Below are 11,754 nucleotides of genomic sequence, written 5' to 3'. Positions count from 1 at the left end.
CGCAGCTCCACAACACCGTCGTGGGGCAGGCTCACCTTCACCGGCACGCTCTGCAGGTCATCCTCGCTGCGATTGGCACTGCCGGTGCGCGAGATGCGTGCCAGCACTTCCACTTCGCGATGGGCCGACAGCGGTGCGGTTGGCATCGGACTGTCACCGTCGCCCAGCCCGACCGTGTCCGGGAATCCGCTCAGCGGCAGCTTGCGAGCGGCCACCGGCATCGGCGGGCCGCCGACGGCACGGGCCAGCACGAACACCCGGGTGCTGGCGGGCCACTCGTCGTTGTTCAGTGCCGGCAGCTGCACGCGCACCTGCAGCAGCGCCGGTGGCGCCGCAACGCCAGCATCGGGCGCATGGCCGGCGGCCTCGCGGGCAATCGCGATCTGCGCCTGCAGCGCCTGCGCGGCACCCGGTTCCAGTCGCGGCAGCAGGCCGCTCCACACATCCGCGGCCTCGGCATTCTTTCCGCGTTGGCGCAGGGCGATGCCCAGCAGCCAGCTGGCGCGCTCGGCGTCAGGGGCCTGTGTACGTGCCTGCTGCAACCAGGCCATCGCGGTGTCATCGAACTGCTTGCCGGCATCAGCCTGCGCGCGCGCCTGCGCGGCTTCCACCAGCACGCCAGGATCATCCGGTGCCAATTCGGCGGCCTTCGCGAAGGCGTCTGCCGCAGCTGAGGCATTGCCCAGTTCTGCCTGCGAACGCCCGAGCAATGCCCAGCCATCGGCACGCTGAGGGTCGCGCTTCAGTGCATCCTGCAGGGCCTGCACGCCATCGCGCAATGTCGCCACCGAGGGCGCCGGCTGCAGCTGTGCTGCACGCGGGTCACCAACCAGCAGATACAGGCAGGCGCCGGCCACGCCGAGCGCAAGCACACCCACCGCGAAACTGCGGCGACCGTGGTGGTGCAACGGCCACAGCACCAGCGCTGCCATCAATGCGGCCACCAGGCCGGCCAACGTCGGCAGCCAGTGGCTCACCATCCGTCTCCTTCATCGGCCTTGCCGGCCGGCGCTGCACCGACCGCGCGTCCACGGCGGCGGACAATGGCCAGCACCACCAGTGCACCGGCGCCGAGCATCAGCAGAGGCCCACCCCACAGCAGCCAGGTGCCCGGCTGCAGCGGCGGTTGATAGAGCACGAAGTCGCCATAGCGGGCGACCAGGAACTGCTTGATCTGTGCGTCGTCGTGGCCCTGCTGCATCAACTGCAGCACCTCCCGGCGCAGGTCCTGGGCGATCTGCGCGTTGGAGTCGGCCAGCGACTGGTTCTGGCACTGCACGCAGCGCAGCTGCGCGGCCAGGTCGTGGAAGCGGCGTTCTTCGGCGCCATCGCGGAACTGCAGCGGCTGCGGATCGTGCAGCGGCTGCTGTGCCGGCGCGGCCAGCGGCAGCATCAGGAGCAGCAGCGCCAGCAGCCAGCGCATGGGCTCAGGGCGCCGTGTGCAACGTGCTGCCGGCATTGCCCTGGGCCTTCTCGATCTTCTCCAGCGCCGGGATCAGCTTCTCGTCGACCACGCGCTGGGTCATCGCTCCGCTGTACTTCCAGCGCACGATGCCACTGCCATCAACCAGGAAGGTTTCTGGCGCAGCGGTCACGCCCCAGTCGATCGCGGTGCGGCCCTCAACATCGCTGAGCACCACCATGAACGGGTTGCCCAGCTGCTCCAGCCAGTGCAGCGCGTCCTTCGGATCATCCTTCCAGTTGTAGCCGATCACGCGCACGCGCTTGCTTTCGGCAAAACGGGTCAGCACCGGGTGTTCCTCGCGGCAGGCCGCGCACCAGCTGCCCCACACGTTCAACAGGTACGGCGCGCCACGCAGTTCGTCGCTGTGCACGATCATTTCCGGGTCGTGCAGCACCGGCAGCGCGAACGCTGGCGCCGGCTTGTCGATCAGCGCAGACGGCAGCACGTCGCGCTGCGGGTCACCCGATTTCATCACCCCGTAGATCATCAGCCCGAGCAGGCCGAAGAAGAACAGCACGCCGATCACGATGGCTACCGGCGGCAGCGGGCGGGAGGGGCGCGGGGCAGGGGACTCGGACATGGAAACTCCTACGGACGACGGAAACGGCGGTCGGCGGCGGCGATGAATCCGCCCAGGGCCATCAACAGCGCGCCCAGCCAGATCCAGCGCACGAACGGCTTGATGTGCACCCGTACCGCCCATGCATTGTTGCCCAGCGGCTCGCCCAATGCCACGTAGACATCGCCGTCGAAGCGTGCATCGATGCCGGCCTCGGTCATCACCTGGCCGCCGCTGGCGTACTGGCGCTTCTCCGGGTGCAGCAGGGCCAGTTCGCGGCCGTCGCGGAACACCCGCAGGTGACCGCGGTCGGCGATGAAATTGGGGCCTTCGCGATGGTCCACGCCCTCGAAGCGCACTTCGTAGCGACCGACCACCAGATGCTGGCCCGGTGCCAGCGCCACTTCACGCTGCACATTCAGCGCTTCGACCAGCAGCGCGCCAGCCAGGAACACGGCGATGCCGGCGTGGGCGACGATCATGCCGAGCATCTCGGCGGTGAAGCGGCCATTGCCGCGCAGGCGCTGCCAGACGAAGCGTGCGGTGCCGAGTGCGACCCAGGCCGCAGCGGCGACGCCGATGCCGGCCTTCCAGCCGTTCTGCGGCGCCTGCCACCAGGCCAGCGCGCCCAGCAGCACGGCCAGCCCCAGCCATGGCGCCAGCAGCGCGAATGCACGCGAAGTTTGGTCGCGCTGCCACTTCACCAGCGGGCCGAACGGCAGCAGCAGGATCATCGGCGCCATCAGCAGCAGGAACAGGCTGCCGAAGTAGGGCGGGCCGACCGAGATCTTGCCCAGCGACAGCGCATCGGCCAGCAGCGGGTACAGCGTGCCCAGCAGGACCATCGCGCAGGCGGTGGCCAGCAGCAGGTTGTTGGCCAGCAGCAGGGTCTCGCGCGAGGCGGCGGTGAAGCCACGGCGCGGATCGTCGGCGTCCACGCTCAGCTGGCTGGCGCGCAGCGCGTACAGCAGCAGGCTGCCGCCGACCAGCACCGACAGGAACACCAGGATGAACAGGCCACGCGACGGATCGGCGGCGAACGAATGCACGCTGGTCAGCACACCGGAGCGCACCAGGAAGGTGCCCAGCAGCGAAAGCGCGAAGGCCGCGATCGCCAGCAGCAGGGTCCAACTGCCGAACGTGCCGCGCTTTTCAGTGACGGCCTGCGAATGGATCAGTGCCGCACCGACCAGCCATGGCATGAAGCTGGCGTTCTCCACCGGGTCCCAGAACCACCAGCCACCCCAGCCCAGCTCGTAGTAGGCCCACCAGCTGCCCAGCGCTATGCCAAGAGTCAGGAAGCCCCAGGCGACGTTGGTCCAGGGCCGCGTCCAGCGCAGCCAGCGGGCGTCGACGCGGCCTTCCAGAAGCGCGGCCACCGCGAACGCGAACGGAACGGCGAAACCCACGTAACCGATGTACAGCATCGGCGGATGGATGATCAGCCCCGGGTCCTGCAGCAGCGGGTTGAGGTCGCGGCCTTCCAGCGGTGCCGGGTTCAGGCGCAGGAACGGATTGGAGGTGAAGATCAGGAAGGCGAGAAAGCCGACGCTGACAATGCCCATCACCGCCAGTACGCGCGCCTGCACCGGTGCTGGCAGGTGCCGCGAGAACAGCGCCACCGCGCCGGTCCACAGCGCCAGCACCAGCGCCCACATCAGCAGCGAGCCCTCGTGGGCCCCCCACACCGCCGAGTAGCGGTAGATCATCGGCAGCAGCGAATTGGAGTTCTCGGCCACGTAGCGCACCGAGAAATCCTGCTGCACGAACGCGGCGGTCAGCACCGCGAACGCGCCGGCGAGCAGCAGCAGCTGTGCGAAGGCGGCCGGCCGTGCCACCGCCATCCATGCCGCGTTGCTGCGATGCGCGCCGACCAGCGGCAGGCCGGCCTGCAGCAGCGAGGCCAGCAACGCACACAACAGCAGGATCTGACCCAGTTCGGGCAGCACTCAGCGCACCTCGGGGGCCGTCACCGGCACGTCGTGCCTGCGATGGGCATCGCCCATCTTGTCGGCCACTTCCTTCGGCACGTACTTCTCATCGTGCTTGGCCAGCACTTCGTCGGCGACGAAGACACCGTCCTGCAGGCGGCCACTGGCGACCACCGCGGTGCCTTCGGCGAACATGTCCGGCAGGATCCGCGAGGTGGTCACCGCCAGCTGTGCATCGCCGTCGGTCACTTCGAAGCGCGCCTCCAGCGAGCCGACCGGGCGGTTGAAGGAGCCCTTCACCACCATGCCGCCCAAGCGGAAGCGCGACTGCGCATCGACATCGCCGCGCAGCACTTCCGAAGGGGTGTACAGGTAGGCGATGTTGCGCTCCAGTGCCATCGCCACCAGCGCGGTGGCCAGGCCGGAGGCGAGCAGTGCCAGCAGTACCCAGGCCAGGCGGCGGCGTTGTACCGGCGTCATCGTTCCAGCTCCGTCGACAGCGGCGTCGCTGCGTCCTGCCTGCCCGCCCGGGTCTGCTGGCGTTGCTGGCGGGCCAGTGCCAGCCGGCGTGCCACGCGCAGTCGCAGCCACGAACCGATGGCATCGGCGCCGAGCACCAGTACGAACACGGCGTAGGCGCCGATCACATAGGGAAGGTGGGTCATGGCTGGGCCTCCGGGACAGGGCGTTCGGCACCGACACGTCCACCGACCCAGGCCTTGCCGGCCTCGCGGTCGAGATTGTCGGCGCGCGCCTTGGCCAGCACCGAACCGGCAAACCAGAACTTGGTGCCGATCACCATCCACCACAGCGGCGCGATCATCGCGCTGCTGATCGCCGATTCACCGAACACGTTGATGGACTGGCGCTGGTGCAGGCCGCCCCACCAGTCCACCGAATAGCGGATCACTGGCAGCAGGCTGACACCGACGATGGCCAGCAGGCCGGCCGCGCGTGCGGCGCTGCGGCGGTCCTCGATGGCGTGGTACAGGCCGATCACGCCCAGATACAGGAACAGCAGCACCAGCTCGCTGGTCATGCGCGGGTCCCAGTCCCACCAGGTGCCCCAGGTGCCCTTGCCCCAGATGCTGCCGGTCAGCAGGGTGATCAGGGTGAAACCGGCGCCCATCGGCGCGCAGGCCATGGCCAGGATCTCGCAGACCTTGATCCGCCAGATCAGCGCGATGGCCGCGTACAGCGCCATCAGTGCGAACACGAACAGGCTCATCCAGGCACTGGGCACGTGGATGTAGAGGATGCGGAAACTGTCCAGCTGCTTGGCTTCCGGCGGAACCACCAGCAGCGCCTGCCACATGCCGACCAGCAGCACCGGCACTGCGGCGAGGTAGAACACCCGCGACCAGCGGGCGGCGAAACGGTCGAACGTGGGAGGCGAACCGAGTTGGTGGAACCAGCGGACAATCGGATTCATGCGTGGCGGCTATCCAGCAGGGGTGGATTGGCTCTCAGCTCGGTCAACTCAGAGAAATACGTATTGCAGCAGCAGTGGCCAGCGGAGCCAGCACCAGCGCGACCAGCAGGCCAGCGCCCAGCATCAGCAGCGCACCGACCGGATCCTGCCCGCGCCCGGCTGCCGCCAGGCTGCCTGCGCCGAACACCAGCACGGGCACGTACAGCGGCAACGACAGCAACGCCACGAGAATACCAGAGCGCCGGATGCCGACGGTCAGTGCAGCGACCACGCCACCGATCAGGCTCAGCAACGGCGTTCCCAGCAGCAACGATGCCAGCAACATCGGCAGCTGGTCATGCGGCAGATGCAGCATTTCGGCCAGCAGCGGGCTGACCACGATCAACGGCAGGGCGGTGGTGGCCCAGTGCAGCAGCACGCGTACCAGCACCAGCCAGGCCAGCGGCACCGGCGCCAGCAGCCATTGTTCCAACGAGCCGTCTTCGGCATCGGAACGGAACAGCGAATCCAGCGACAGCTGTCCCGCCAGCAGCACGGCCAGCCACAGCACCGCGCCGGCGGTGGCGGCCAACAGCTGTGGCTCGCGGCCCTGCGCCAGCGCGAACAGCACCACCACCAGCACCGCAAACAGCAGCGGCTGCAGTGCATCGCCACGGCGGCGCCAGAGCAGGCGCAGGTCGCGCTTGAGCAGGGCGCCTGCGGTCTGCCACAGGCCCGGTTCGGTACCCGGCGCGATCATGCGGCACCGCCGAGGTCGAGCTGGCGGGTACGCACCGGCGGTGCGGCATAGGCGCCGTGGGTGGTGACCAGCGCAGCGCCACCGGCGCGCAGGTGCGCCGAAATCATCCGGTTGACCAGGGTGATGCCCTCCAGGTCGAGGTTGGCATAGGGCTCGTCCAGCAGCCACAGCGGCGCCGGCGACAGCCAGATGCGCGCCAGTGCCAGCCGCCGCCTCTGCCCGGCCGACAGATGCCGCACCAGGGTGTCCTCGTAGCCGGCCAGGCCGACGATCGCCAGTGCGTTGCCGGGCATCTGCCGGGCACGCCGACCATGCAGGCCGCACAGGAAGTGCAGGTTCTCCAGCGTGTCCAGGTCTGGCTTCAGGGCCGGCAGATGGCTGAGGTAGGCCACGTAGCGTGCACGTTCGGCGTTGCTCGCCGGCTTGCCGTCGATCCGCACCTGGCCGGCGCCGGGCCGGGCCAGGCCGGCCAGCACGCGCAGCAGGGTGGTCTTGCCGGCGCCATTGCCACCCTGCACCAGCAGTGCCTCGCCGGCGTCCACATGGAAGTCCAGCGGGCCGAACACCGGCTCGTCATTGCGGGAGAAGCTCAGGCCGCTGGCGGCCAGCAATGCAGGGGTGTTCAAGGGGCAGGGGTCTTCATGCCGGAGTGCGATGGCAATTGTAGCGGTGAATTCACATGGTAGTGCCGGCCGCTGGCTGGCAATTTCGCCATCTGCCAGCCGAGGTTGCCGGTCAGCGGCCGGCACTACCGACGCGCGGATTGCGTAAACTCGGGGGCCCTCGTTCTCCACAGTCCAGGCCGATGCAACCCACCACCAAGCTGCCCAAGGTCGGTACCACGATCTTCACCGTGATGTCCCAGCTCGCTGCCGAACATGGCGCGGTCAACCTGGGCCAGGGGTTCCCGGACTTTTCCGCGCCGCAGCGCCTGATCGATGAGACCGCCAGGGCGATGGCGGCCGGCCTCAACCAGTATCCGCCGATGACCGGCGTGGCGCCGCTGCGCCAGGCCATCGCACAGAAGTCGCTGGACCTGTACGGCGCCACCATTGATCCGGACACCGAAATCACCGTCACCAGTGGCGCCACCGAGGCCATCTTCAATGCCATCCACGCGGTGGTGCGCGCCGGCGAGGAAGTCATCGTGCTCGACCCGGCCTATGACTGCTACGAGCCGGCGATCGAGCTTGCCGGTGCCAAGGCCGTGCACGTGCCGCTGGACCCGCAGACCTTCGCTGTGGACTGGGACCGCGTGCGCGCGGCGATCACCCCGCGCACCCGCATGCTGATGGTCAACACCCCGCACAATCCGTCCGGTGCGATGCTGGACGAGGCTGACATGCAGGCGCTGGCCGCGCTGCTGCGCGGCACGCAGATCTACCTGGTCTCCGATGAGGTGTACGAGCACATCATCTACGACGGTCGCCGCCATGAGTCGGCGCTGCGCTATCCCGAACTGCGCGAGCGCACCTTCGTCATCTCCAGCTTCGGCAAGACCTACCACTGCACCGGCTGGAAGATCGGCTACGCCGTGGCGCCGCCATTGCTGACCGCTGAATTCCGCAAGGTGCACCAGTACAACACGTTCACCAGCTTCGGCCCGGCCCAGTACGGCTTCGCCGCGATGATCCGCGACGAACCCGAACACCACCTGGAACTGGGCGCGTTCTACCAGGCCAAGCGCGACCGTTTCCGCGAGCAGCTGACCGGTACCCGCCTGAAGGCGCTGTCGGTCCCGGGCGGCTACTTCCAGCTGGTCGACTACTCGGCCATCAGCGACCTGCCGGACCATGAGTTCGTGAAGTGGCTGACCATCGAGAAGGGCGTGACCGCCATCCCGCTGTCGCCGTTCTACGAGACGCCGCCGGCCGGCCAGCGCCTGGTGCGCCTGTGCTTTGCCAAGAATGAAGCAACGATGGACGCGGCGATCGAACGCCTGCGCCTGCTCTGAGCGGAGGCGTGAACATGCAGGACCTGCGCATTTCCCTCGTCCAGGGTGACACCCGCTGGCACGATCCGGCCGGCAACCGCGCCTACTACGGCGCGCTGCTCGCACCGCTGGCCGGCACCACCGACCTGGTGATCCTGCCGGAGACCTTCACCAGTGGCTTCTCCAATGACGCCATTGCCCAGGCCGAAGGCATGGACGGCCCGACCGTGGCCTGGGCGCGCGAACAGGCCCGGGCCCTGGGTGCGGCGGTGATCGGCAGCGTGCAGCTGCGCGACGGCGAGGGCGTGTACAACCGCCTGCTGTTCGCCACCCCCGATGGCAACCTGCAGTACTACGACAAGCGCCACCTGTTCCGTTACGGCGGCGAGCACGAGCGCTATGCCGCTGGCCGTGAGCGCCTGAGCGTGGAATGGAAGGGCTGGCGGATCAATCCGCAGGTCTGCTACGACCTGCGCTTCCCGGTGTTCTGCCGCAACCGCTACAACGTCGAACGCCCGCAGCAGCTGGATTTCGACCTGCAGATCTTCGTGGCCAACTGGCCGTCGGCGCGCGCCTATGCGTGGAAGACCCTGCTGCGTGCGCGCGCGATCGAGAACCTGTGCTTCGTGGCGGCGGTGAACCGCGTCGGTGTCGATGGCAACCAGCTGCACTACGCAGGCGACAGCGCGGTGCTGGATTTCCTCGGCCAGCCGCAGGTGGAGATCCGCGAACGCGAACAGGTGGTCACCACCACCATCTCGGCCGAGGCGCTGGCCGCACACCGCGCGCGTTTCCCGGCGATGCTCGATGCCGATGCCTTCCACCTGGACGAACAGGCCTGAGCACCGGCCTGAACACTGCTGCACCAGCGCGTGCGCCTGCATCCAACGTGCACGCGCGCGCTGCTAGATTCGCCGGCAGTCCGACCGAACTGGAAGTCCTGCCATGAACAAGCCCTTCGCCCTGCTGCTTGCCCTGTCTGCCGCATCGCTGGCCCCGGCCGCGCACGCCGCTGGCAACCTCGACTGCGAGCTGCGCTACAACCTCTCTGGCTGGTCGCTGATCTACAAGACTGCATCCGGCAATGGCACGGTCACCTGCAGCAATGGCGCCAGCATGCCGGTGCGCATCCAGATGAAGGGCGGCGGCCTGACCGTGGGCAAGTCGAAGATCACCAACGGACGTGGCAGCTTCACCGGCGCAGTCAGCGTCAACGAGCTGCTGGGTACTTACGCCTCGGTCGGCGCGCATGCCGGTGCGGTGAAGTCCAGCAACGCGCAGGTGATGACCAAGGGCGACATCTCGCTGGCCCTGTCCGGTACCGGCAAGGGCTGGGATCTGGGCGTGGACGGCACCGCGTTCACCCTCAGCCGGCGCTGAGGCGCGAGGGCGCGGCAGTTCCCCAGCTGATGCGGATGTAGTGCTGTTCGGAATCGCTCAACAACCGTTCGACACCGAAACCATTCTTCAGAAGCTGTGCGACCACATCTTCGACGAGCTGCTCGCTGGCCATCACCTGGCTGAAGCCGAACACGATGTAGCGGCGGCCATTTTCCGAGCCGATCTGGATGGCGTTGTCGAGATCGCGGTAGAACAGTTCGATCGGGCGCTTGGCGGCATCGACGTTGGCGCGGGCCTGTTCGGCGGTGATGGTGATCATGGGCATCTGCCTTGTGTGGGAGCGCGCGCACGATAGCCAGCAACCGGATGTGAATTCCGGGCGTGGTGCACAACACCTCGTGTTTGCAGCAATTCCTAACCCTGGGTGTGAACATTGGGACAGGCAGGAAATGTGCTGCGCGATGGTGGGCATCCTGCATCGACGTGAAGTCATCAGGAAGGGATGGGTGGGAGCCCCAGCGCAGGCGTGCAACGCCCCCGCCCACAAGGGATCCCGCCGTGATCCGGGGGCTGTGTGCACGCAGCGATTAACGTTTCCTTGATCCCGCAGTAACCCTGCAGTGAATAACAGGGACATCCCAGCGATTCTGCTGGGATCATAGGAGACGCTGAATGGAGTTCAGAACGTCCGTGCTGCTCGTGGCCCTCATCGCCGCGCCCGCCATCGCCCACGCCGAAGTCTGCCTGTCCGACAGCGGAATCGTCGTGTCCTGTCCAAGGCTGTTGCCGCATCCCGTGACGTCCCGGTTCGAGATTGGGACCTTGCCGCGTGTGGCGGGCTCGCCCTCGGAAATCTACATCACAGGGGGCGGCCAGGTGGATGGAACGAGTAATTTCTCGGTGTATGCCAATGGCCAGTTCCTGTGTCGTACCAATGACAATCTCGACGGTGGCAACACCACGCCGATCCGACATTGCACCGCGACCATCGCAACGCCTGGAACCTACGTGATCTCGGCCTCGCGCAACAATGCCGGCAACTTCCTGGCGCCGATGGACGAAGTGATCAACGTCCAGTAGTCGGTTGCCCGCTGATCCTGGCCCCGGGGCAGGGACCCGGGGTCTCCATGGCCGCAGGAGCGGTTTCTTCACCGAGGCGCTGCACGTCGCGGGCTTTCGCCGTCAATTGACCGACCCCGCTTCAGCCAGAGCGCCAGCAGGCCACACGCGATAACGGTCGGTGCCAGCATCTGCACTGCACCGACTAGCGCCATTGCCGCACCGATCAACAGGTAGTAGAGCAGGCCGAACAGCGCGCCTGCGCTGCCGAGACAGTGTGGATAGCCGCGCAGGGCCTGGCCGAGCACATTGGGAATGGCAAGGCCGAAGCCCGTCACCACCGGCACCATCGCCGCGATCAGGGCAGGGTGATCATGCAGCAGCGCGGCCAGCAGGCCTCCCGTCAGGACCAGTCCTGCGGCGATGCGGATGCGCGTGGTTGCGACAACGCCTGCACGCAGCAGGCGGCCATTGCCCCACGCGCCCAGTGCCGAGCCCAGTGCCAGCACCGCGCCGCTGGCGCCGAACCAGGTGGCTGGCCAGTGCAGGCGCGCAAACACGAAGGGGCCGAGCACATACCAGCTGTACATCGCCACGTTGAAGGCCATCACCAGCAACGCGTGTGACCAGATCCAGCGATCGCGCAGCAGTTCCCGCAGCAGCGGCAGCATGGGCGCGTGCGGGATCTGTGCAGGGCGGCTTTCGCGCAGGCCCGCCAGGCATGCGACTGCCAGCAGGGCAGCGATCAGCAGCAGGCCGAACTGTACGCCGACATAGCCATGGGCGGCGACCAGCAGCGTGCCCAGTGCAAGGCCGATGGCCGGGCTCAGGGCCAGGGCCATGCCGATCCAGGAGAATGCCTGCGCCAGCGCGGGTCCCTGCAGGTGGTCGCGTAGTACGGTCTGGGTTACCACCGAGGCCGCCGCCGCACCCAGTGCGGCCAGTGCCTGTGCCAGCAGGACCTGGCCGAAGGTGCTGGCCAGCAGGCCGCCGCAGGCGGCCAGTGCGAACACGGCCAGGCCGCATGGCAGGGCAGGGCGACGACCGATACGATCGGCCAGGCGCCCCCACAGCAGCACGCCTGCAGCGAAGCCGAACAGGTACAGGCTCATGGCCTGGCTGGCGGCACTCGGCGGCAGGGCGAAGCGTTCGGCCAGATCGGCCAGGGCCGGGCTGTACAGGGTCTGTGCCAACTGCGGGAACATCAGCAGTGCAATGGTGAGCAACAACAGGCGGCGTGACATGCGGGCGCTCCAGGAACAGGGCCGCGCATTGTGGTCGCGTCCGCAATGGCG

15 protein-coding genes are annotated in these 11,754 nt (G+C 67.7%); 4 read left to right on the top strand and 11 right to left on the bottom strand.

What is annotated here, in order from left to right; translation table 11 throughout:
* From N5C25_RS13795 to ccmA, 9 genes are all read right to left on the bottom strand, one after another.
* A partial coding sequence (locus tag N5C25_RS13795; RefSeq protein WP_279937120.1) for a cytochrome C biogenesis protein occupies positions 1 to 980 on the bottom strand: 980 nt, incomplete at its 3' end.
* Positions 974 to 1,423: a cytochrome c-type biogenesis protein CcmH gene (locus N5C25_RS13790; RefSeq protein WP_279937119.1), complete on the bottom strand. Its 450-nt coding sequence runs from the start codon at positions 1,421 to 1,423 to the stop codon at positions 974 to 976. The genes N5C25_RS13795 and N5C25_RS13790, both read right to left, overlap by 7 nt.
* 4 nt (positions 1,424 to 1,427) lie before the next feature.
* Positions 1,428 to 2,045: a DsbE family thiol:disulfide interchange protein gene (locus tag N5C25_RS13785; protein WP_279937118.1), complete on the bottom strand. Its 618-nt coding sequence runs from the start codon at positions 2,043 to 2,045 to the stop codon at positions 1,428 to 1,430.
* 8 nt (positions 2,046 to 2,053) lie between these two features.
* Positions 2,054 to 3,973 carry a heme lyase CcmF/NrfE family subunit gene (locus N5C25_RS13780; RefSeq protein WP_279937117.1) on the bottom strand — a complete coding sequence of 640 codons (1,920 nt, stop codon included), beginning with the start codon at positions 3,971 to 3,973 and terminating at the stop codon, positions 2,054 to 2,056.
* Positions 3,974 to 4,435: a cytochrome c maturation protein CcmE gene (ccmE, locus tag N5C25_RS13775; protein WP_019660477.1), complete on the bottom strand. Its 462-nt coding sequence runs from the start codon at positions 4,433 to 4,435 to the stop codon at positions 3,974 to 3,976.
* Positions 4,432 to 4,620, bottom strand: coding sequence for a heme exporter protein CcmD (ccmD, locus tag N5C25_RS13770; RefSeq protein ID WP_019660476.1), 189 nt, complete (start codon positions 4,618 to 4,620; stop codon positions 4,432 to 4,434). The genes ccmE and ccmD overlap by 4 nt, the downstream gene beginning before the upstream one ends.
* Positions 4,617 to 5,387 carry a heme ABC transporter permease CcmC gene (gene ccmC / locus N5C25_RS13765; RefSeq protein WP_279937116.1) on the bottom strand — a complete coding sequence of 257 codons (771 nt, stop codon included), beginning with the start codon at positions 5,385 to 5,387 and terminating at the stop codon, positions 4,617 to 4,619. Before ccmC ends, ccmD begins: the two co-directional genes overlap by 4 nt.
* Before the next feature lie 43 nt (positions 5,388 to 5,430).
* Positions 5,431 to 6,126 (bottom strand): heme exporter protein CcmB, encoded by a 696-nt coding sequence (gene ccmB / locus N5C25_RS13760; RefSeq protein ID WP_006456616.1) that lies wholly within the window; start codon positions 6,124 to 6,126, stop codon positions 5,431 to 5,433.
* Positions 6,123 to 6,752, bottom strand: coding sequence for a heme ABC exporter ATP-binding protein CcmA (gene ccmA / locus N5C25_RS13755; protein WP_171952839.1), 630 nt, complete (start codon positions 6,750 to 6,752; stop codon positions 6,123 to 6,125). Before ccmA ends, ccmB begins: the two co-directional genes overlap by 4 nt.
* 179 nt (positions 6,753 to 6,931) lie before the next feature.
* On the opposite strand from ccmA, the gene N5C25_RS13750 reads away from it, so the two are divergent.
* The 3 genes from N5C25_RS13750 to N5C25_RS13740 all read left to right on the top strand — a co-directional run bounded on the left by N5C25_RS13750 (position 6,932) and on the right by N5C25_RS13740 (position 9,439).
* Positions 6,932 to 8,080 carry a pyridoxal phosphate-dependent aminotransferase gene (locus N5C25_RS13750; protein WP_279937115.1) on the top strand — a complete coding sequence of 383 codons (1,149 nt, stop codon included), beginning with the start codon at positions 6,932 to 6,934 and terminating at the stop codon, positions 8,078 to 8,080.
* 14 nt (positions 8,081 to 8,094) lie between these two features.
* The gene (locus N5C25_RS13745; protein WP_279937114.1) at positions 8,095 to 8,901 is read left to right on the top strand and encodes an amidohydrolase; all 807 of its coding nucleotides are present in this window, start codon (positions 8,095 to 8,097) and stop codon (positions 8,899 to 8,901) included.
* Between the two features lie 103 nt (positions 8,902 to 9,004).
* Positions 9,005 to 9,439, top strand: a complete 435-nt coding sequence (locus N5C25_RS13740) for a hypothetical protein (RefSeq protein WP_005410336.1) — start codon at positions 9,005 to 9,007, stop codon at positions 9,437 to 9,439.
* On the opposite strand, the gene N5C25_RS13735 is transcribed toward N5C25_RS13740, so the two are convergent.
* Positions 9,426 to 9,719: a hypothetical protein gene (locus tag N5C25_RS13735; protein ID WP_005413984.1), complete on the bottom strand. Its 294-nt coding sequence runs from the start codon at positions 9,717 to 9,719 to the stop codon at positions 9,426 to 9,428. The genes N5C25_RS13740 and N5C25_RS13735 overlap by 14 nt on opposite strands.
* Before the next feature lie 353 nt (positions 9,720 to 10,072).
* Here N5C25_RS13735 and N5C25_RS13730 point away from each other — a divergent pair, with 353 nt between their 5' ends.
* A complete protein-coding gene (locus N5C25_RS13730) occupies positions 10,073 to 10,480 on the top strand; it encodes a hypothetical protein (RefSeq protein ID WP_049451698.1) in 408 nt (135 codons plus the stop codon).
* A gap of 68 nt (positions 10,481 to 10,548) precedes the next feature.
* Here the strand turns inward: N5C25_RS13730 and N5C25_RS13725 are convergent, their stop codons facing one another.
* Positions 10,549 to 11,703, bottom strand: a complete 1,155-nt coding sequence (locus tag N5C25_RS13725) for an MFS transporter (RefSeq protein ID WP_279937113.1) — start codon at positions 11,701 to 11,703, stop codon at positions 10,549 to 10,551.
* Between the last annotated feature and the right edge of the window lie 51 nt (positions 11,704 to 11,754).

The sequence above is a fragment of the Stenotrophomonas sp. GD03958 genome (genome assembly GCF_029839005.1).
Classification (GTDB): domain Bacteria; phylum Pseudomonadota; class Gammaproteobacteria; order Xanthomonadales; family Xanthomonadaceae; genus Stenotrophomonas; species Stenotrophomonas hibiscicola.
This window is presented reverse-complemented; position numbering and strand designations above follow the sequence as displayed.